The sequence below is a fragment of the Rhodanobacter denitrificans genome, assembly GCF_000230695.2.
In the GTDB taxonomy this organism is placed as follows: domain Bacteria; phylum Pseudomonadota; class Gammaproteobacteria; order Xanthomonadales; family Rhodanobacteraceae; genus Rhodanobacter; species Rhodanobacter denitrificans.
The window spans coordinates 525,781-545,995 of record NC_020541.1 but is presented as its reverse complement, the minus strand read 5'-3'; the positions used below and the strand labels follow the sequence as shown (position 1 = coordinate 545,995).

The window sequence follows — 20,215 nt, the reverse complement described above, 5'->3', positions numbered from 1 at the left end:
GTCAATGCTCCTTGCCCGCGACGCGCGCGGCGGGAGGGATGCCGAGGCCGTGCTGCACCGCCGTCGCGATGCGCACGCCGAGGCGCTCGTGCGGGTGGCCGGCAGTCGGCAGCGTCGCCGGCGGCAGCGTGGCCACGGCGCCGAGACCGCGCAGCGCGTCGACGGCGCCGGGTTGCGCCAGCCGCCGGGCCAGTTCGCGCTCGATCGCGGCACGCACGCCGGCAGCGCGCTCGCCGCCGAGCGCGGCTTCGTCGATCACCAGCCGTTCGATGTGCAGCTCGATGCTCACGGTTTGCCTCCGGCGCTTTCCAGCCAGCGGAAGTCCGCCTCGTTGATCGGCTTGTCCAGCTTGCGGTATTCGGTGCGCACGGCATCCAGCAGCAGCGGCATGCCGATCGACACACCAGCCTTGGCCGCCATGAACGCGGCGTTGAGGGCGATGCCCTGGATGCTGCCGCCGGTGAGAGCGAGCCGTGCCAGCCGGTCGAAGTCCAGCGCGCCCACCGCCGCCTGCGCCGGGAACACCGAGGCCCAGATCGCGCGGCGTTCGGCCGTGCCGGGGAACGGGAAGTTGATGACGAAGCGCAGCCGGCGCAGGAACGCGCTGTCCAGCGCGCCCTTCATGTTGGTGGCCAGGATCGCCAGCCCGCCGAACGACTCCAGCCGCTGCAGCAGGTAGTTCACCTCGATGTTGGCGTAGCGGTCGTGGCTGTCCTTCACTTCGCTGCGCTTGCCGAACAGCGCGTCGGCCTCGTCGAAGAACAGGATCGCGCCGCCGCCCTCGGCTGCGTCGAACAGCTTGCGCAGGTTCTTCTCGGTCTCGCCGATGTACTTGCTGACCACCGCCGACAGGTCGATGCGGTACAGCGACAGGCCCAGCTCGCGCGCCAGCACTTCCGCCGCCATGGTCTTGCCGGTGCCGCTTTCGCCGGTGAACAGCGCGCTGATCGACAGCCCGCGATTCATCCGCTGGCGGAAACCCCAGTCGTCGTAGACGGTCGTGCGCTGGGCCACCTGGTCGGCGATCTGGCGCAGCAGGGCCTTCTCGCTGTCGGGCAGTTTCAGGTCGTCCCAGCCGGCCTTCGGCTCGATCCGCTGGGCGAGCTGGTCCAGCGCCGGCCGCGTGTGCGCCAGCGCGCCCTGCCACAGCGTCTGCGCCAGCGCGGCGGGCTTGCCCTCGGCCGCCGCCAGCGCACCGTGCGCGATCTGCTCGATCCGGCCCAGATTGAAATCGAAATGGCCGGCCAGCCGTTGCGGCTGCGCGCCGGCGGCGTCGCCGAGCAGGCGCTGCCACAGCGAACGTTGCTCGACCGCGGTGGGCTTGGCCACGTCGACGCTGAGCGCCTGCGTGGCCGCACCCGCCCACGGCTCGCGCGCGTCGACGAAGGCGAGCCCGCCGGTGCGCGCGAGGAAACGCCTGACCCACGCGGCCGCGGCATCGCCGTGTTCGACCTCGGCCGCGTCGAGGTACAGCGCCAGCGGCAGCAGCTGGCTTTCGCGCTGCCACAGCCGCAACAGGGTTTCCTGCTCGGCGACCGCGGCCGGCAGCAGCTCGGCCGACAGGCGATAGGCCTGCGCGCCGAACGCGGCGGCAATGGCCTGCGCGAGCGCCTGTTTGCTGACGCTGTCGCTGCCGAGCAGTTGCACCAGCGGCAGCGGCTCGCCCGGCGGCACGTGGTGCAGACTGTCCAGCAGCTGGTCGGCGATCGCCTGCTGCGACGGCGGCAGCGTGGCCGGCGGCAATGCGGTGAGCAGCGGCGTCAGCCGGTCATCCAGGTAGTTCATGCCCTTGACGAAGTTGACCACGCGCTCGTCGGCGCTGAGCGCCGCGCCGATCAGCGGCTGCGCGCCGGGCTGGTGGATCTCGAGCAGGCGCCAGTAGCGCAGCGGCCGCTGCGGCGACAGCGCATTCCAGCTCGGCGCATCGAGCACGGCAAAGGCCAGCGCGAAGGTGGGGTACGGCCGCGCCGGATCGTGCTGGGCCTGCGCGCACAGCGCGGGGAAGCGCGTGTCCAGTTCCATGCCGATGCACAGCAGGAGCACGTCGCGCTCGAACGCGGACAGGCCGAGGCGGTTCGCAAGCACGGCCAGCGCGGGGGGGTGGCCGCTCTCGCCCTCGCCCGGTGCGGCAACGGTCGTGCCGTCATCCGGCACGGCGGCGACGAGCGGTCGGGCAACGGGCGGTTCGTCGGCCGCCGCCGCAAGCGGCGGCGGCGCGTGCTGGCCGCCGAACAGCCGCGCGACCCAGGAATGCTTCGGCCCGGCCGGCGCGCTCACCGCCGGCGCGGATTCCATCAGCGCGGTGGCCGCCGCCGGTGCCGCCGGCGGCGTGTCGTGCCGCTGCGCGGCGCGTTCCAGCCGCGCGCGCAGCTCGGCCAGCGCACCGGCGAGGTAGCGGTCGTTCGCTTCCAGCCACGGCGCGTAGTCGTTCATGACACGACCACCTGCTGGTCTGCGGCGAACGCGGGCGCGCTGCCGCTGAAGTCGACCGGGATGCTGTCGGCGCCATCCACGCGCAGGCGCACGGTGTACCTGCCCGCGGCCACGCCGGTGAGCTTGAAGACCAGCGCGGTCGGCTGCTGCATGTCGGCCGGGTTGCCGAGGCTGGCCGGCGCCAGCAGGCGGTCGCCGAACAGCAGGAACACGCGCTGGCCGTCGCGGATGCGCGGCGTGCAGGTCAGGTTCAAGGCGAAGTCGCCGGCCGCGGCGGCGAGCGAGCCGAGCACGATGCGCGGCGCCAGCACCAGCGGCAGCTCGTTGCTGAGCAACGGCGGCAGTCCCGGCGGCTGCACCAGCAGGGCCACGGTGTAGATGCCCGGCGCCCAGCGCGCGACGGCGTCGGCATCGTCGGCGGTGTCGGCGAGATGCACGCGCAACGTGCCGGCCGCGTCGCCGGGCAGCGGCGCGAGATCGATCGGCGCGTCCAGGCGCAGGCTGCTGAAGCGGGCCAGCGCATGATCCGTCGCGAGCTGGCGACCGTTCAGCACGATGTCCTCGCCGAGGCGCACGGCAGCCTGATGGCGCGGGTAGTCGAGCGCGTCCAGCACCGCGGCGGCGGACGCGGTGGTGATCACGCCGCGATCCTGCGGGCCGCGCCGCAGCACCGGCAGCGGCGCACGCATCGCCGCCTGGCTGTCGATCAGCACCACCGCCGCCTCGTAGACGGCCGAGGCGCGGTAGTTGGTCTGGAACGCGGTCCACAGCCGGGACAGCTCGTCCACACTCTGCGGCAGCGGGGTGACCCGCACGCGCTCGACCTGGCCGGCCAGATCGTTGTCTGGCAGCGCGTTGCGGATGTCGTTGCCGTCGAGCACGCCGCGGTCGTGCAGGGTGCTCATCGCGGCGGCCAGCACGCGATGGCTGATCGCGTCGTTGTCGTTTTCGCCGCGGCCCCAGGCGGTGATCACGTAATGCAGGTTCAGCGCCAGCGGCGGCGGCGCGGTCTCGCCGGGACGCACTTGCCCCGGCAGGTCGAGGTTGCGCCAGGCGGCATTGGCGACCACCTGGTACAGGAACAGGTTGAGCTGCGCCTTGCTGATCCCCTTGCGCGCCACGTCGGGCGGCTGCAGGGTCACTTCCAGGTCGCTCAGTTCCGCATCCAGCACCGGCACCTGCGCCAGCAGCAGGTTGCGCAGCGTGCGCGTGGTCGCGGCGATCGCCAGCACGTTGCTCATGGCGAGGCCTTGCCGCCGCGTTGGCGCAGGTAGTCGTCGAGGCTGCCGGGCTGCGGGCCGTCGCGACGACGCGGCGGCGCGGCGGCCACCGGCGCGGCGCGCACTTCGAGCCGGCCGATGCTGACGTGTACCACCGGCTCGCCCGCTGCATCAGCCTTGCCTTCGGTTCGCGCCGCCGCGGCCCGCGCGGCGACGGTGCGCCCGGATCGTGCGGGCGCCGCAAGCGTTACGGCAAACACCGGCGCAGGCGCGGGCAACAAGACGCCGTTCGATGCTGGCGTCCGCACCGTTTCCGGCCGATCCGGCGCGACGCGCGCCTGCCGCGGCTGGACCGGTAGCGGCGCTGCGGGCATGGCCGGACGCGCCGACACAGGTGGCGCTGCCGGACGGTCGACGGCGGGAGCGGAGGCCCGCGCGCCGACGGTCGACGGTGTCAATACGTGCTGCGCTGCGCTCACGGCAGCGCTTGCCGACACCGCTCCCACCACGTGCTTGATGGGCGCGACGGGCGCTGCAGCCGGCCGCGCCGACGTGCTCGCGGGCGTGGCACTTGTCGGCGCCACGCCCGGCACCGCGTGAACTGCGGGCACCGCCTCGCGCCGGTCTGGCAGCACCTCACCCGCATCGGCCAGCGGCATGATCGGCGCACGCTGCAGCGGTTCGAACAGCGACGGCAACCGCGGCATCAGCGAGGTTTCGCTGCCGATCGCGCGTGCCGCCAGCCGGTCGAGGAAATCGCTCATGGCGTGCACAGCTCCAGGTAAGCCTGGCGGCGGCGCTGGCTCAGCGCGAGGATGTCGGCCTCGGCCCAGTGGTAGGCCTGCGCCAGGGTGTCCACCTCGCGCAGCATGTGCAGCGCCCAGGCATGCAGCTCCTGCCACAGGAAGCGCGCGATATCGAACAGCGGCTGCCATGCGTGGCCGCAGTCCGGGCAGCGGAACGCCAGTTGCAGGTCGGCTTGCGGATCGGCCTGCGCCATCGCCTGCGCGATCTCCGCCTGCAGCTCGTGCGGCAGGCCGCGCGGCTCGCGCGATTCGCTGCCACGCTGCGCGGCGAGCACGCAACGTTCGAGCAGCAGCGCGCGCGCCGCCCCGGCATCGCCGCAGTTTTCCAGTGCCAGCAGGTCGCGGCTGTCGGGCAGGCGGAACTGCACGCGGATGCCGTGTGCGGCGTGTTCCAGCGTGGTGGCGGCGGCTTCCGCATCCGGCAGCCGCAGGTCATCGCAGCGGAACGTGGCCTCGACCGTGGCCGCGCATTGCGGGCATGTCGCCACCGCGTCGATCGCGGCGCCGAACAGGCGCTCGCGCAACTCCAGCAGCAGCGCATCGCGCCGGCCCAGCGGCAAGGCCGCCTGCGTTTCGGCGGAGTATTCGTCGCAGCTGCAGCCGAGCAGCAACAGCCCGCGTGCCGCGGCGGACGGGTCGCCCCCGCGTTCCCAGACCTGCAGCAGCTGCGCGGGCGTGGGCGTGTGCATGGCGCTCAGCCGGCGGGTACGGTGAAGCTCGGCTCGGCCGGCTCCGGCACGCCGACGTCGCGCTCCCAACCCTCGTTCTCGAGCTTCAGGTGCTGGATCGCCACCGCGTTCGCGTTCGCGTCCAGGTCCGGCATCGCCTGGTACTCCGAGACCCAGCAGCGGTACAGCTTGTAGGCGAGCGCGAGCTGGCCGGCCTCGTTGTAGACCTCCAGGATCAGGTCCTTGCGGAAGTCCTTCAGCGAGACTTCCGCGCCGAGCCCGGCGCCGAAGTTCCACACCTTGTTCGCCCACTTCTCGAACTCGGTGTCGTGGGTGACGCCGCGCTCGATGGTGATCGCCTCGTACTCGGTGCGCCCGGGCGACTTGCGCGTGCTGCTGGGGTCGCCGCCCTCGCGGTGCTTGACCACCTCGGTGGTGCGCTTCAGGCCCGACACCTTGCTGATGCCGGCGACGTAGCGGCCGTCCCATTTCACCCGGAACTTGAAGTTCTTGTACGGATCGAAGCGCTGCGCATTGACGCTGAACTGAGCCATGGATGTGTCCTCAGGTCTGGATCTGGCCGGCCATCTGCTGCAGCTGGATGACCACGAACTCGGCGGGCTTGAGCGGCGCGAAGCCGACCACGATGTTGACGATGCCGAGGTTGATGTCGTTCTGCGTGGTGGTTTCCTTGTCGCACTTCACGAAGTACGCGTCGGCCGGCGTCTTGCCCTGGAACGCGCCCTGGCGGAACAGGTTCTGCATGAAGGCGCCCACGTTGAGGCGGATCTGCGACCACAGCGGCTCGTCGTTCGGCTCGAACACCACCCACTGGGTGCCGCGGAACAGGCTTTCCTCGATGTACAGCGCAAGCCGCCGCACCGGCACGTACTTGTATTCGTCGGCGAGCAGGTCGGCGCCGCGCAGCGTGCGCGCCCCCCACAGCACCGGGCCGACCAGCGGGAAGCTGCGCAGGCAGTTCACGCCGAGCGGATTGAGCATGCCGTTCTCGGCGTCGTTGAGCGTGGCGGCGAGCCCCTGCACGCCGTTCAGTGCCGCGTCGATGCCGGCCGGCGCCTTCCACACGCCGCGCTGCGTATCGGTGCGCGCCATCACCCCGGCGACGATGCCGCAGGACACGAAAGTGTCGAGCTGGCCCTGGCGTTTCGGGTCCGATTCGATCACCCGCGGGAAGTACAGCGCGGCGTTGCGCGCGGCCGTGCCGGCGAGGCCCAGCGCCGCCAGCACCGCCGGGGTGATCGCGCCGGCGCTGCCCCACTCGGCCGGCGCATCGACGATCAGCAGCGCACGACGTTCCACGCACAGCGCCATTGCGTTCTGGTAGACCGACTTGCTGGTGTTGCCCCCCCGCACGTCCGGCGGAATGCACAGCAGGTTGAACAGGTCGGTCTTCTTCAACGCGTAGATGCCGGTCTTGGCGCCCGCACTGCCCAGGTACGCGTTGTCGTCCAGCGCCGCGCTGTCGACGGCCTGGCCGGCCGCGGCGACACCGGTGGAGGACTTGTCCTGCTCCCACACGGTCTTGCCGGCGTCCGCGTCGAGGTGGGCGGCGGGCATGGCGGTGGCGGGCAGGACCAGCGAAGACGCCACGCGCAGCAGCGAGGAGCCCGCCTTCAGCACACGGTCGATCCGCCGCGGGCTCTCCTTCACGCTGAGGTTGAGGAAGCTCTCCTGGGTACCGCTGGCCAGGTCGCGCACGGTGAGGTTGAACAGGTCGCCCACCGCCAGGCCGAAGCCGGTGGCGATGTCGGCGGACACGTTGCCGTCGATGCGCACGCGCAGCTGGTTGCCCCAGCTGCCGGCCGAGGCTGCCTCCAGCGGCAGGTTGGCGATCGCGATGGCCGCCTTTGCCGGCTTGCCGTCGGTCCCCTTGTACAAGCGCACGATCGCCGCCTGCGCGCCGCCGTTGAGGTAGAAGTCGCGCACGGCATAGCCCATCGGACAGGCCGGGTCGAGGGAGCCGAAGTTGCGCTCGAAGTCGCCGTAGCTGTTGATGATGACCGGGCTTTCCGCATCGGCATCGATCGGGCCGCGCGCGGCACGGCCGACGAAGGCGGTGATCGAGGTGGCCACCCCGGTGATGGTGCGGACGCCGCTGGGAATTTCCTCGATGTAGACGCCCGGATAGGTGAGCGCAGATGGCATGGGATCGGTCCTCCGTCGTGAAAACCCGTGTCGCGGTCAGTTCGGCTGCAGCTGCCTGGTGTGCCTGTTCAACGCGTACAGCACCTCGCCGTCCGGCAGCTCGTCGCGGTGCAGCAGTCCCTCGGCGACCAGCCGCTCCAGCACGTGCTCGATGCGCAGGCAGTTGCTCTCGTAGCGCTGCCGCGGCAGCCACCAGTTGACGATGCCGCGCAGGGTGTCCGCTGCCTGCGGATGGGAATGCAGATACGCGAGTACCGAACGCTCGATCTCCATCCCGCTGTCGCCTGCCGTGCTGTGGCCCTGATGCCTAGTCATGACACCCTTCTGCACATGTGCATGGGGACCTAGGCAACAGGCGTGCCAGCGGAGCAGACCGGCCGGATGGGCTGTGCCAAGGGCCTGGGCGTGCCAGCCTGCAGCAACCGGGTCAGCGGTGACCCGTTTTGCCGGCGCACCGGGGAAGATTGCACCCGGGCCGGACGCCCCGTTCAGTGCGAGCGGAACTGCTTGGTCTCGATGCCGTGCTTCAGCAGCAGCTTGCCAAGCTGGCGGCGCTCGGTGCCGGACAGGCGGGCGGCGGCGCTGATGTTGCCGCAGGCCTGCTGCATCAGCCGGGTGAGATAGTCGTGCTCGAACTGGCGGATGGCATGCAGCTTGGCCGCGCTGAAGCCGAGGTCCGGCTCGTCGGCGCGGCGCCGCGGCACCGATGCGGTGCCGGCGAACGCCGGTTCCGCCGTCACCAGCTCGGCAAAGCCGATGACGTCGCCCTCGGTGGCCATGTAGGCGCGCAACACGACGTTCTCCAGTTCGCGCACATTGCCCGGCCACGCATGGGCCCGCAGCGCCTGCAGGGCGGCTTCGCTCCACTGACGGACCGGCCCGCGCAGGCGCAGGGCGACGGTATCGACGAAACGCCGGGCGAGCAGGGCCACGTCGTCGCTGCGCTCGCGCAGCGGCGGCAGCCGCAGGTACAAGGCGTTGAGTCGGTAGTGCAGGTCGCGGCGGAAGCGCCCGGCCGCCACCTGGCGCTCCAGGCTGGCATTGGTGGCGGCGATGATGCGCGCGTCCGACACCCGCGCCGCGCCACCGCCGACCGGGCGGTATTCGTTGTCCTGCAGAAAGCGCAGCAGGGTCACCTGGCCCTTGTCCGAGAGTGCGTCGACCTCGTCGAGGAACAGCGTGCCGCCGCGCGCATGGTCGACCAGGCCGGGTTGGGCGGCGCCGGCGTCGGTGAAGGCGCCGCGGCCGTGGCCGAACAGCTCGTTCTCGATCAGGCTGTCGGGGATCGCGCCGCAGTTGACCGGCACGAACGGGTGGTCGCGGCGCGTACTGGCGTAGTGGATCTCGCGCGCGGCCAGCTCCTTGCCGGTGCCGGTCTCGCCCTCGATCAGCACCTGCACGTCGCAGCCGGCATAGCGCTGCAATTGCGCCCGCACCGCCTGGATTGCCATGGATTGGCCGAGCATGACCGGCATCGTCCGTCCCCGAAGTCACCAGCAAGAACCCCGGCACGCCAACTCCCGGCGTGCAGCGAAATCCCCCTGGCATCCATCGCGATCCGGTACTGGCGTCACCGGATCATCGGCGACGATGGAGTATGCGCAGTTTCGGCGCTGCAGTCCAAGTCATGTTCCTGCTGTCGTCCCCGGCTGCTGCCGGCGTAGTACCCGGCGGCTCACCGGCCTAGGCCATCGCCTCGTCCCGCCCCGGAAATGGCGGCCGGTCACCCGACCGCCCCTTCGCCCCGACTCCCGGCCGGGGCCGGCGGCGTGGCACGATGCCGCAAGCCCCGGCACCACCGCGCCCAGGCATGGGCGCGCTCCCGCCCACTCGCGTATCCTAGGCGCCTGTCGCCGCGCCCATCCCGGCGCTCGCAAGGCACCGCGGCCGTGGCCGCCCTCCCCGCGAGTCCCCCTCTCCGGCCTGCCGGATGGCCCGGCGTGCGACTTCCCCGACGGCGCAACAAGGCGAGACGACCGACCATGGTGGCAATGGCAACCGAGCACGTGATCGACGTGCGGCACTGGAACGACAACCTGTTCTCCTTCCGCACCACGCGCGACCCCGGCTTCCGCTTCGACAGCGGCCAGTTCGTGATGATCGGGCTGGAGACGGACGGCCGTCCGCTGCTGCGCGCCTACTCGATCGCCAGCGCCAGCTGGGAGGAACACCTGGAGTTCTTCTCGATCAAGGTGCCGAACGGCCCGCTCACCTCGCGCCTGCTGCACCTGCAACCCGGCGACCCGCTGATCGTCACGCGCAAGCCCACCGGCACCCTGGTGCTGACCGACCTCAAGCCCGGCAAGCACCTGTACCTGCTCGGCACCGGCACCGGGCTGGCGCCGTTCATGAGCGTCATCCGCGACCCGGACACCTACCAGCGCTTCGACAGGATCGTGCTGGCCCACGGCGTGCGCCGGGTCGAGGACCTCGCCTACGCCGACTACCTGGAACACCAGCTGCCACGGCACGACTACCTGGGCGAGCTGGTGCGCGAGAAGCTGATCTACTACCCGACCGTGACGCGTGAGCCGTTCCGCCACCAGGGCCGCATCACCGATGCGATCGTCAACGGCAGGCTGAGCGCAGCCACCGGCCTGCCGCCGCTGAACCCGGCCACCGACCGCGTGATGCTGTGCGGCAGCCCGGCCATGCTGGACGACCTCAGCGCCTTGCTCGACGGCCGCGGCTTCCAGGCCTCGCCGCGCACGCGCGAACCGGGCGACTACGTGATCGAGCGGGCCTTCGTGGAGAAATAGCCGCCGGCTTAGACCGCGCATGAACGCGCGGCATGCGGTCCATGCGTGCAACCGCTTGCCGATGGCACGCCACGGCCGCGAACGGCGCGCGGTTGCATGCCATAGTGTCCCGACCCGCCATGGTCGCGGCGGTGACGCCCGCCGCGTGATCGCGCCAACGGAACCCACCTGATGGACATCGCCTTGTACGTACTCGCCGCGCTGCTGATCGGCGGCGGCCTGGCCGGCGCCGTGCTGCCGGCGCTGCCCGGCATCCCGATGCTGTTCGGCGGCATCTGGCTGGCCGCGGCGGTGGACGGCTACCGCCACCTGGGCCTGTGGTGGCTGCTGCTCATCGGTGCGCTGGGCACGCTCGGGGTGATCGTCGACTTCGTCGCCGGCACGCTCGGCGCCAAGCGCGTCGGTGCCAGCAAGCGGGCGCTGTGGGGCGCCGGGCTGGGCACCCTGGTCGGCATGTTCTTCGGCATCCCGGGGCTGCTGTTCGGGCCGTTCCTCGGCGCGCTCGCCGGCGAGCTGGCCTCCGGCACCAGCGTGCTGCGCTCGGCCCACGTCGGCGTCGGCACCTGGCTCGGCCTGCTGCTCGGCACCCTGGTGAAGGTGGTGCTCTCGTTCGTGATGGTCGGCCTGTTCGGGCTGGCCATGCTGTTCGGCTGACACGCCCGACCTTCGGCACATGGCGTCGACGCCGCGTGCCTGCAGACTTGGAGCCTCCCAGGAGAACCTCCATGTCCCGACGCATTGTCCTCGCCCTCGCCGCCGTGCTGGCCGCGACCGCTTCGCTGCACGCCCAGACCGCACCGCCGGCCTGGATCGCCCGCAGCAACGCCGACTCGCAGATCCTGCTCGACCAGATCGCCCGTTTCAGCCCGGAGTTCGCCTCGCAGGTCGGTGTATCCGGCTACGACGACAAGGTTGCCGACCTGCGCCCCGGCGTGGACCAGCGCTCGCGCGCCGCGCTGGTGGCGGCCAAGGCGAAGCTGCAGACCCTGCTGGCGGCGGAGCGGGACGCCAACGTGCGGCAGGACCTGCAGATCCTGATCAAGGCCACCACCGGGCAGATCGAGGGCATCGACCTCAACCGCAAATACCTGCTGCCGTACACCGATGTCGGCGAGCTGGTGTTCGGCGGCGAATTCAGCCTGCTGAAGGATGACGTGGCCGCCGCGCGCCGCCCGTCGGCACTGAAGCGGTTGCAGTGCTACGTGGGCAAGACGCCCGGCTGCACGCCGATCGCCGAGCTGGCGAAGGCGCAGACCGTCGCCCGGCTCGGCGATAAGGCGCTGCTCGGCCCGTACAAGGGCGAGGTCGAGCAGAAGCTCGCCAACACGTCGCGCTATGTCGAAGGCATCCGCCAGCTGTTCGCCAAATACAAGCTGGACGATGCCCAGGGCAAGGCTGCGCTGGACGCGCTGGACGCCCAGCTGCAGGCGTACGACGGCTGGGTGCGCCGCACCGTGCTGCCGCGCGCCCGCGCCGACTTCCGCCTGCCCGAGCCGCTGTACGCCTACAACCTGCGCCAGGTCGGCATCGACATCCCGCCGCAGCAGTTGATGGAACAGGCGCAGCTGGAGTTCGTCGAGCTGCAGGGCATGATGCAGGTGCTGGCGCCGGTGGTGGCGAAGGCCGAGGGCATCGATGCCACCGACTACCGCGACGTGCTCAAGGCACTGAAGAAGCAGCAGTTGGGTCGGGACCAGGTGGAGCCGTGGTACCACGAGGTGCTCGGAAGGATCGAGGACACCATCCGCCGCGAGCGCATCGTCACCCTGCCGCAGCGCAAGATGCAGATGCGCCTGGCCTCCGACGCGGAAGCCGCGCAGGTGCCGGCGCCGCACATGGACCCGCCACCGTTCATCAACAACCACGGCGAGCAAGGCACCTTCGTGCTGACCATGGGCAACCCGGGCAAGAACGGCGACCCGACCCAGGCCTACGACGATTTCACCTACAAGGCCGCGGCGTGGACGCTGACCGCACACGAGGGCCGCCCCGGCCACGAGCTGCAGTTCGCCGCGATGGTCGAGCGCGGCGTCTCGCTGGCGCGCAGCCTGTTCGCGTTCAACAGCGTCAACGTGGAAGGCTGGGCGCTGTACGCCGAGTCCGAGATGCTGCCGTACGAGCCGCCAGCTGGGCAGTTCGCCGCGCTGCAGGCGCGCCTGCAGCGCGCCGCGCGCGCGTATCTCGACCCGATGCTCAATCTCGGCCTGATCACCCCCGCGCGTGCCAAGCAGATCCTGATGCATGAGGTGGGCTTGTCCGACGCGCTCGCCACGCAGGAGATCAACCGCTATACCTACGATTCGCCCGGCCAGGCCACCGCGTACTTCTACGGCTACCTGCGCCTGCAGCAGCTGCGCCTGCAGACCGAGCTGGCGCTGGGCCCGAAGTTCGACCGCCTGGCCTTCAACGATTTCGTGATCGGCCAGGGCCTGCTGCCGCCGGAGCAGCTGGCCGAGGCGGTGCGCACGCAGTTCATTCCGGCCCGGCAGAAACCGTGACCGTCACCGCCGCACACTCTTCGCCAGCCAGCCGGCAAGCCGCGCGGTGTCGCGGCTGAGCGCGGCGGGCAGCACGATGTAGTGCCGGCTCGGCGCGGCGCCTGGCTTGGCGACCAGTCGCGCGGTGCCTTCGATCCGCAACAGCGCCGGCTGATCCGCCGGCGCCAGTTTCAAGGCCAGCCCGCCGGGGGTCAGCCACGCGCACGGCTTTTCACCGAGGTACGCCATCAGCCCGCCGAACATCGGCTGGAAGCGCAACTCGTGCGGCCGGCCCAGGTGGGTGGCCGCGTCCTCCAGTTCGCGGCGCCGCGCCGCTAGGTCCGGCGGCAGGCTCACGCCGGGTCGGGAATCACGTACAGCAGCACGGCCAGGAAGTGCAGCACGCTGCCGGCCAGCACGAACACGTGCCACAGCGCATGGTGGTACGGCAGCCGCCGCCACAGGTAGAACGGCACGCCCAGCGTATAGGCCAGCCCGCCGGCGAGCAGCAGTGCGGTGCCGCCGGTCTGCAGATGCTCGCTGAGCGGCTTGAACGCGACCATGCCGATCCAGCCCATGCCCACGTACAGCAGCACCGCCAGCTTGTGGTAACGCTTGAGCAGACCCAGCTCCAGCGCGCTGCCGGCCAGCGCCAGTGCCCACACCGCCACGAACAGGCTCCAGCCCCATGCTCCGGGCAGGGCGACCAGGGTGAACGGGGTATAGGTGCCGGCGATCAGCACATAGATCGCGATGTGGTCGAGCATGCGCAACGCCGGTTTGGCTGCCGCCACGGAAATCGAGTGGTACAGCGTGGACGCGGTGTACAGCAGCACCAGCGAAGTGCCGAACACCGCGCAGGCGACCACGGTCAATGCATTGCCGTGCAGCGCGGCGAACGCCACCAGCGTCGCCAGGCCGGCAATGCTGAGCACGATGCCGAGGCCGTGGATGATGATGCTGGCAAGCTCGTCGCCGAAGCTGTAGCGCGGGATCACCGTGCCGGATGTGGCGGACATGGGGGACTCCTGGGCAATGCGAGGCGCGTGGGCATACCTTAACCGGGTGTGCCCGCGCCTGCCTATCGTGGCGCATGGCCGCGCCGGTACGCCGTCACGTTATTCGATGATGAACGCACCGAACGCCACGCCCAGGTTCCGGCCCGCGCCCCTGCCGCCGAGCGCAGCGAGACCTTGCCCCTGGTCAGCACCGGCGCCGCGGCCGAAGGCTGCAGGAGCATGGCACCCGCGGCGAGGACCGGCATGAAGACCGTCTTCACGAGGATTCCACGGCGGACCGTTGCAGCCGCAGCGCACGATTTTGCCGGTGGCTGTGCACTCCCCGCCATCCGCCTTCCGTCCCGCCTCCCCGCGGGGCTTTTTTTGCCGGTCACGGCCGCGCCGCCACGATCCCGCATTTGGCCATCCAGCCGTCCGCTTGCGCAAGCGCATTCCGCAGGCATACGCTGCCATCGCGGCGACCCGATCCCCCTGCCCGCGCAGCGTGGCCGCCGCAACATCCCACCGAAGTCAGGAGGTCGCCATGTCGTCCGCAAGCCTGGCCGTAGCTCATCGTACCCACCCCGACCGCGCACGCATCGCCGCCATCAGTGCCGCGATCGCACTCAACCTTGCCGTGATCGTGATCGCCTCGCGGCCGACCGGCCCGGCGTTTTTCCATGCGATCGAACAGATCAACCCGATACCCACGATCCGTTTCGTCGAGCCGACACCACCCCTGCCTCCACCGCCGCCGGTCGAGATGACGCCCTTGCCGCATCCGCCCGCCGTGCCGGTCGCGCACACGCCGCCGTTGCCGGCCAACCCGCCGGCGGTCGTGCCGAGCACCGAAGGCGCCGTCGCCGTGCCACCGGTCGCCACACCGCCCCTGCTGCCAAGCGCTACGACGCCAGGGCCGGCACTGACGGCACCGGTCGAGGCCAGCCTGGCCTACCGCTCCGCCCCGCTGCGCTTCCCCACCCGCGCCCTGCAGCAACGCATGCAGGGCACGGTGCTGTTGCGCGTGCTGGTGGACGAGACCGGCAAGCCGGTGCAGGTGTCGGTGGAGCACGGCAGCGGCTACCTGCTGCTCGACCATAGCGCCGTCGAGCAGGTGCTGGCCGGCTGGCAGTTCCAGCCGGCGATGGTGAACGGGCGGGCGGTGCGCGCCTGGGCACGGGTGCCGGTGACGTTCGACCTGCGCGAGTAGCGCTTTCGCCGCGGTCATCCGCCCGGCGGCCGCGACGGGCGGATGACCGTGGCGCGAGTGCCTGCGGCGATGCCGCCGGCTTACGTGGCTTTAACGATATGCATGCTCCACTGGCGCCCATTCACCCTGCCGGGCTCCACGCATGGGCAAGCACCAGCCTCTCCTGAAAACCCTGCGCGCGATCGCGCTCGAGCACGCCGGCGTCGAACGCCCCGACCTCGCCACGATGGCGCGCGAACTGGGCCGCGTGGTGCATCAGGATGCCGCGGCGCTGGCCCACCGGCTGGGCCGGCTGAGCCAGCGCCGGCACGGTTTCGAACGCTGGCTGCTGGCCGAGCGCGGCAAGCCGCCGGTCAGCGTGCTGGTACTGGCCTGGCCGCCGAACCACGCCGCGCCGGTGCATGACCCCGCCGGCCTGTGGGGCCTGGACATGGCGCTGGTGGGCGCGCTGGAAGTGCAGTCCTACCGCTGCGACGACGCGTCCGGCGAGCTGAGCCTGCACGGCCGCAACTGGCTCGGCCCGGGCGACGGCATCTGGTTCGAGGGCGAACACGGACTGGCGCGGCGCTGCCGCAACCTGTCGCGGCACGACACGGCGCTCTCGCTGCACGTCTGCAGCGGCGAGCCGGCGCAGCACTTTGCCGGCGGGCAGCTCGACCCCGCCGGGCGCTGGAGCGCGCAGCCACGGCACAGCGCCATCGCCGGCCGCCTGCCCGGCTGATCCGCCCGCCACCACACGCACGGGGAGTTCCATGTTTCGACGGGTCGCCATCATCGGCGGCGGTGCCGCGGCTGCCACGCTGCTCAGCGAGCTGCTGGAGCGCGAATCGCCGCAGCCGCTGCAGCTGGACTGGTTCACCGGCGGCGGCCCACCGGCGCGCGGAGTGGCCTACGGCACCGCTTCGGAACGCCACCTGCTGAACGTGCGGGCGGCCTCGATGAGCATGTTCGCCGGCAAGCCGCGCGGCTTCCTGGATTTCCTGCAACGCGACGATCCCGCCATCGCCGGCACCGACTTCCTGCCGCGCCGCCGCTACGGCGACTACCTCGAGGCGGAAGTGGCGCGCGCGCTGCAGCAGGGCAAGGCGCGCGGGCACCACGTCAACATCCTGCCATTCGCGGTCGACGCACTGGTGCCCGAGTCGGGCGGCATCACCGTGATCCATGGCGAGGAAAGCCACCCGGCCGACGCTGCCGTGCTGGCGCTGGGCGCGCTGCCGCCGCAGCCGCTGGCCGGCGTCAGCGCCGCCGCCCTCGCCAGCGGCCGCTACGTGGTCGACCCCTGGCGCCTGCTGGCCCAGCTCGCCGAGCGGCAGCCGCCGCCGCGCAAGGTGGTGCTGATCGGGCTGGGGCTGACCGCGGTCGACGTGCTGCTGGAACTGTCCGCGCGATGGCCGCAGGCCGAATTCGTCGCGATCTCCCGCCACGGCCGCTTCCCCGAAGCGCATCTGCACGCCGCCGCCGCGCCCGCCGACGACGGCGCCGCGCTGGTCGAGGCGATGCGCGACGCGCCGGAGATCCGCCGCTGGATGCGCCTGCTGCGCGAGGCGATCGCCCAGCAAGGCACCGAATGGCGCGCCGTGGTCGACAGCCTGCGCCCGCACCTGCCCGCGCTGTGGGCCGAGCTGTCGCCGGAACAGCGCGCGCGCTTCATGCGCCATGCGCGCTGGGCGTGGGAGCGCGTGCGGCACCGCATGCCGCCGCAGGTGCGCGAGACGATCGCCGCGCTGGAACGTGACGGCCGGCTGCAGCGCCAGTGCGGACGCGTGCACGCGGTGGACGTCGCCGGCGACGTGCTGCAACTGACCGTGGGCCACGCCGGCGCAACCCATGTACTGGACGCCGACCTGGTGATCCAGACCGTAGGCCTGGAGACCGACCTGCGCCGCTGCAACCACCGGCTGGTCAGCCAGCTGCTCACCAACGCGCACATCGCCGCCGACCCGCTCGGCCTCGGCGTGCAGGCCGACGGCGACGGCCACCTGCGCCACGGCGAGCAGTACTGGCCGAACCTGTTCGCCATCGGCAGCCTGCTGCGCGGCACGCTGTGGGAATCCACCGCGATGCCGGAGATCCGCCAGCAGGCGCGCCACCTGGCCGACCAGTTGCTGGGCGACTGAGCGGCCGCGGCGCCCGCGATGACTGCCAGCGTGCTCACCGCCTGCATCGCCGTGGCGCACCTGCTCGGCCTGCTGGCAGCGATGCACGCGGTGATGCACGCGCGCACCCCGCAGGGCGCGATCGGCTGGACGCTCGGCCTGCTGTTGCTGCCGTACGTGACCTTGCTGCCCTACCTGTACCTGGGTTCCAGCCGCTTCCTCGGCTATCGCGCCGGGCACCATGCACCAGCGGCATCCACGCAGGCCGGGGCCGCCGGTGCCGCGCCGCCGCTCGACCCGGGCTGCGAGCGCTACGCCGCCATCAGCGCGCTGCAGCGACGGCCGTTCCGCGGCGGCCACCGGTTGCGCCTGCTGATCGACGGTGAAGCCGCCTTCGACGCCATGCTCGGCGCGATGGCTGCGGCCAAGCATTGTCTGCTGGTGCAGTTCTTCATCATCCACGACGACACGCTGGGCCGGCGCCTGCAGCGGGTGCTGCTGGAGCGCGCCGCGGCCGGCGTGCGCGTGTACGTGCTGTTCGATGGCATCGGCAGCCATGCGCTGCCGCAACGCTACGTCGACGAGCTGCGCGCCGGCGGCGTGGCGATCCACCGCTTCGCCACCCACCGCTGGCGCAACCGCTTCCAGCTGAATTTCCGCAACCACCGCAAGATTCTGGTGGTGGACGGCGCGCGCGGCTTCGTCGGCGGGCTCAACGTGGGTGACGAATACCTCGGCCTGAAACCGCCGCTGGCGCCGTGGCGCGACACCCAGCTGGAACTCGCCGGGCCGGCGGTGGCCGACCTGCAGCAGCTGTTCGCCGCGGACTGGCAATGGATCACCGGCGCACCGCCGCCACTGCTGGCGTCGCCGCCCACCGACGGCGAGGCCAGTGCGCTGGTGGTGGCCAGCGGCCCGGCCGATCCGCAGGAAACCGGCTCGCTGTTCTTCGCCGCCGCGATCAACGCGGCGCGCCAGCGCGTGTGGCTCAGCACGCCGTACTTCGTGCCCGACCACGCGGTGCGCGCGGCGCTGCAGCTGGCGGTGCTGCGCGGGGTGGACGTGCGCGTGCTGATCCCCGCGCGGCCGGACCACCGCACCGTGTTCCTCGCCTCCACCCTGCACGCCTACGCTGCCGTACGCGCCGGCATCCGCGTGTTCCGCTACCAGCCCGGTTTTTTGCACCAGAAGGCGCTGCTGATCGACCGCGACACCGCCGCGATCGGCAGCCTGAACCTGGACAGCCGCTCGTTCCGGCTCAACTTCGAGGTCGCCGCCCTCGCCGTCGATCACGCCTTCGCCGCCGAGGTGGCGGCGATGCTCAACGCGGACTTCGCCCGCGCCAGGGCCATCGACGAACGCGAATACCGCGAGGCGCCCTACCTGCACCGGGTGGCGATGCATGTGGCACGCTTGTTCGACCCGTTGCTGTAGGAGCACCCGCCATGCGCCCGTTCGCCCTGCTGCTTTGCCTGATGGCCGTGAGCCTGGCCGCACACGCCGGCGAACCGACGCGCTTCGTCGAGCGCGCGCTGGAACTGCACGGCGCCACCTACCGCTACCGGGTCTTCCTGCCGGACGGCTGGACGGCCAAACGCGCATGGCCGGTGGTGCTGTTCCTGCACGGCAGCGGCGAGCGCGGCAGGAACAACCGGGCCCAGCTCGGCCAGGGCCTGCCGCCGTGGCTGGCTGAACACGGCACGGGTTTCCCGGCGGTGGTGGTGATCCCGCAGGCACCGAGCGGCAGCCGCTGGAACGGCGCGATCGAGCAGATGGCGCTCAAGGCGCTGGACGACAGCATCGGCGAATGGCACGGCGACCGCCAGCGGCTCTACCTCACCGGATTGTCGATGGGCGGCTACGGCGCCTGGCAGATCGCGCTGGACCACCCCGGCATGTTTGCCGCCGCCGCGATCGTCTGCGGCGGCATCCGCCATCCGAACGACCACGCCGACCTGCGCGTGCAGGGCATCCCCGCCACGGCCGGCGACCCGTATGCGTGGCTCGCCGCCCACCTCGGCACGCTGCCGGTGTGGATCTTCCACGGCGCGCTCGACGACGTGGTGCCGCCGGAGGAATCGCGCCGCATGCACGCCGCGCTGCAGGCGCGTGGCGCCGAGGTGCGCTATACCGAATTCGCCGGCGTCAGGCACGCTTCCTGGCAGGCCGCGTATGCCACGCAGGCACTGTGGCCGTGGATGTTCGCGCACCAGCTGCCGGCGCGCTGAGGAATCACCTGCGCCCGCCGAAGCGCCGGCGCCAGTCGCCGCTGGCCAGCGCCCAGCCGACGTAGATGCCCAGCACCACGCCAAGCAGCTCGCACAGCGCGCGCAGGCCGATGCTGTCCGGGTCGTGCACTTCGGCCAGCTTCACCTTCAGCAGCTGCAGCGACTGCAGCCGGCCGTAGTTGAAATAGAACAGGTTCCACAGGTCGCCGCTGGCGGTCAGCGCGCTCGCCAGCAGGAAGCTCCAGCCGATCGGCGGGCCCCAGCCCCAGCCGTGGCGCCGGCCCAGTCCGTGGAACACGAAAAACAGCGCCAGCCCCGCCGCGGCCGAGATCAGGCCGGCCTGGAGTCCGCCGACGATCCCGTAACCCATCCACGACTGGTCGTACTGCATCGCCTGCCCCTGAACCGCGTTGCCGCTGCAGCGCGCATTATGGGCCATGCCGACGGCTCGCATCCGCGCGCTAGACTTGACCGCTCCTTCCTGCGCCCCACGCCATGAGCCAAGCTTTCTCGCCCCATGCCGCACTGATCGTGGTCGACGTGCAGCCGGACTTCATGCCCGGCGGCGCGCTGGCCTGCCACGAGGGCGACGCGATCGTGCCGGGCCTCGACGCGCTGCTGCGCGCACACCGCTTCCGCCACGTGGTGGCCACCCAGGACTGGCACCCGCGCGGGCACGTCTCGTTCGCCGGTTCGCATCCCGGCCGCGCGCCGTTCGAGCAGATTGCGCTGTACGGCCAGCCGCAGACGCTGTGGCCGGAGCATTGCGTGCAAGGCACGCCCGGCGCCGCGCTGCATCCGGACGTCGACTGGTCGGCGCTGGATGCGGTGATCCGCAAGGGCAGCGACAGCACCGTGGATTCCTACAGCGGCTTCCGCGAGAACCACGGCCCGCACGGCACGCGGCCCAGCACCGGGCTGGCCGGCTGGCTGCGCGAGCGCGGCGTGCAGGAGGTGTTCGTGTGCGGGCTGGCGCGCGACGTATGCGTGCTGTGGACCGCGCAGGACGCGCAGGCACTGGGCCTGCGCGCCAGCGTGCTGTGGGACTTGAGCCGCCCGGTCACGCCGGCCGGCGACGCGGCCACCCGCGCCACGCTGCTGGCGCAGGGCATCGGCATCGCCGCGTCGGCGGAGTGGGCACTTGCCTGAAC

21 protein-coding genes are annotated in these 20,215 nt (G+C 71.4%); 9 read left to right on the top strand and 12 right to left on the bottom strand.

What is annotated here, in order from left to right:
* Position 1: 1 nt before the first annotated feature.
* The 9 genes from R2APBS1_RS02365 to R2APBS1_RS02325 all read right to left on the bottom strand — a co-directional run bounded on the left by R2APBS1_RS02365 (position 2) and on the right by R2APBS1_RS02325 (position 8,759).
* Positions 2-289, bottom strand: coding sequence for a hypothetical protein (locus R2APBS1_RS02365; RefSeq protein WP_015446719.1), 288 nt, complete (start codon positions 287-289; stop codon positions 2-4).
* Positions 286-2,433, bottom strand: a complete 2,148-nt coding sequence (locus tag R2APBS1_RS02360) for an ATP-binding protein (protein WP_015446718.1) — start codon at positions 2,431-2,433, stop codon at positions 286-288. Before R2APBS1_RS02360 ends, R2APBS1_RS02365 begins: the two co-directional genes overlap by 4 nt.
* Complete coding sequence (locus R2APBS1_RS02355) at positions 2,430-3,674, bottom strand: Pvc16 family protein (RefSeq protein WP_015446717.1); 1,245 nt, start codon at positions 3,672-3,674, stop codon at positions 2,430-2,432. Before R2APBS1_RS02355 ends, R2APBS1_RS02360 begins: the two co-directional genes overlap by 4 nt.
* Positions 3,671-4,417, bottom strand: coding sequence for a hypothetical protein (locus tag R2APBS1_RS02350; RefSeq protein ID WP_015446716.1), 747 nt, complete (start codon positions 4,415-4,417; stop codon positions 3,671-3,673). The genes R2APBS1_RS02355 and R2APBS1_RS02350 overlap by 4 nt, the downstream gene beginning before the upstream one ends.
* Entirely contained in the window at positions 4,414-5,148 is a 735-nt protein-coding gene (locus tag R2APBS1_RS02345; protein ID WP_015446715.1) for a T4 family baseplate hub assembly chaperone, read from the bottom strand. Before R2APBS1_RS02345 ends, R2APBS1_RS02350 begins: the two co-directional genes overlap by 4 nt.
* Positions 5,149-5,153: 5 nt before the next feature.
* On the bottom strand, positions 5,154-5,681 hold the full coding sequence (locus tag R2APBS1_RS02340) for a phage tail protein (RefSeq protein ID WP_007514723.1): 528 nt from the start codon (positions 5,679-5,681) through the stop codon (positions 5,154-5,156).
* Between the two features lie 10 nt (positions 5,682-5,691).
* Positions 5,692-7,293: a phage tail sheath family protein gene (locus tag R2APBS1_RS02335; RefSeq protein ID WP_015446714.1), complete on the bottom strand. Its 1,602-nt coding sequence runs from the start codon at positions 7,291-7,293 to the stop codon at positions 5,692-5,694.
* A gap of 36 nt (positions 7,294-7,329) precedes the next feature.
* Positions 7,330-7,608 (bottom strand): hypothetical protein, encoded by a 279-nt coding sequence (locus tag R2APBS1_RS02330; protein WP_015446713.1) that lies wholly within the window; start codon positions 7,606-7,608, stop codon positions 7,330-7,332.
* A 173-nt stretch (positions 7,609-7,781) separates the two neighbouring features.
* The gene (locus R2APBS1_RS02325; protein ID WP_027485314.1) at positions 7,782-8,759 is read right to left on the bottom strand and encodes a sigma 54-interacting transcriptional regulator; all 978 of its coding nucleotides are present in this window, start codon (positions 8,757-8,759) and stop codon (positions 7,782-7,784) included.
* 516 nt (positions 8,760-9,275) lie between these two features.
* Between R2APBS1_RS02325 and R2APBS1_RS02320 the strand changes: the two genes are divergently transcribed.
* The 3 genes from R2APBS1_RS02320 (at position 9,276) to R2APBS1_RS02310 (ending at position 12,550) form a co-directional block, all read left to right on the top strand.
* The gene (locus R2APBS1_RS02320; RefSeq protein WP_015446711.1) at positions 9,276-10,052 is read left to right on the top strand and encodes a ferredoxin--NADP reductase; all 777 of its coding nucleotides are present in this window, start codon (positions 9,276-9,278) and stop codon (positions 10,050-10,052) included.
* Positions 10,053-10,223: 171 nt separating this feature from the next.
* Entirely contained in the window at positions 10,224-10,706 is a 483-nt protein-coding gene (locus R2APBS1_RS02315) for a DUF456 domain-containing protein (protein ID WP_015446710.1), read from the top strand.
* A 71-nt stretch (positions 10,707-10,777) separates the two neighbouring features.
* A complete protein-coding gene (locus R2APBS1_RS02310; RefSeq protein WP_015446709.1) occupies positions 10,778-12,550 on the top strand; it encodes a DUF885 domain-containing protein in 1,773 nt (590 codons plus the stop codon).
* A gap of 3 nt (positions 12,551-12,553) precedes the next feature.
* Here R2APBS1_RS02310 and R2APBS1_RS02305 read toward each other — a convergent pair whose 3' ends face one another.
* Both R2APBS1_RS02305 and trhA read right to left on the bottom strand, forming a co-directional pair.
* Complete coding sequence (locus tag R2APBS1_RS02305) at positions 12,554-12,886, bottom strand: TfoX/Sxy family protein (RefSeq protein ID WP_007514707.1); 333 nt, start codon at positions 12,884-12,886, stop codon at positions 12,554-12,556.
* Positions 12,883-13,548 (bottom strand): PAQR family membrane homeostasis protein TrhA, encoded by a 666-nt coding sequence (gene trhA, locus R2APBS1_RS02300; protein ID WP_007514705.1) that lies wholly within the window; start codon positions 13,546-13,548, stop codon positions 12,883-12,885. Before trhA ends, R2APBS1_RS02305 begins: the two co-directional genes overlap by 4 nt.
* Before the next feature lie 523 nt (positions 13,549-14,071).
* Here trhA and R2APBS1_RS02295 point away from each other — a divergent pair.
* The 5 genes from R2APBS1_RS02295 to R2APBS1_RS02275 all read left to right on the top strand — a co-directional run bounded on the left by R2APBS1_RS02295 (position 14,072) and on the right by R2APBS1_RS02275 (position 19,064).
* Positions 14,072-14,737 carry an energy transducer TonB gene (locus R2APBS1_RS02295; RefSeq protein WP_007514703.1) on the top strand — a complete coding sequence of 222 codons (666 nt, stop codon included), beginning with the start codon at positions 14,072-14,074 and terminating at the stop codon, positions 14,735-14,737.
* 142 nt (positions 14,738-14,879) lie between these two features.
* Positions 14,880-15,458, top strand: a complete 579-nt coding sequence (locus tag R2APBS1_RS02290; RefSeq protein WP_007514701.1) for a cupin domain-containing protein — start codon at positions 14,880-14,882, stop codon at positions 15,456-15,458.
* 31 nt (positions 15,459-15,489) lie between these two features.
* The gene (locus R2APBS1_RS02285) at positions 15,490-16,857 is read left to right on the top strand and encodes an FAD/NAD(P)-binding protein (protein WP_015446708.1); all 1,368 of its coding nucleotides are present in this window, start codon (positions 15,490-15,492) and stop codon (positions 16,855-16,857) included.
* Positions 16,858-16,875: 18 nt separating this feature from the next.
* Positions 16,876-18,270 carry a cardiolipin synthase gene (gene cls / locus R2APBS1_RS02280; protein ID WP_007511648.1) on the top strand — a complete coding sequence of 465 codons (1,395 nt, stop codon included), beginning with the start codon at positions 16,876-16,878 and terminating at the stop codon, positions 18,268-18,270.
* Between the two features lie 11 nt (positions 18,271-18,281).
* Entirely contained in the window at positions 18,282-19,064 is a 783-nt protein-coding gene (locus R2APBS1_RS02275; protein WP_015446707.1) for a carboxylesterase family protein, read from the top strand.
* Positions 19,065-19,068: 4 nt separating this feature from the next.
* On the opposite strand, the gene R2APBS1_RS02270 is transcribed toward R2APBS1_RS02275, so the two are convergent.
* Positions 19,069-19,503, bottom strand: a complete 435-nt coding sequence (locus tag R2APBS1_RS02270) for a hypothetical protein (RefSeq protein ID WP_015446706.1) — start codon at positions 19,501-19,503, stop codon at positions 19,069-19,071.
* 56 nt (positions 19,504-19,559) lie between these two features.
* Between R2APBS1_RS02270 and pncA the strand changes: the two genes are divergently transcribed.
* Positions 19,560-20,213, top strand: coding sequence for a bifunctional nicotinamidase/pyrazinamidase (pncA, locus tag R2APBS1_RS02265; RefSeq protein ID WP_015446705.1), 654 nt, complete (start codon positions 19,560-19,562; stop codon positions 20,211-20,213).
* Positions 20,214-20,215 lie beyond the last annotated feature (2 nt).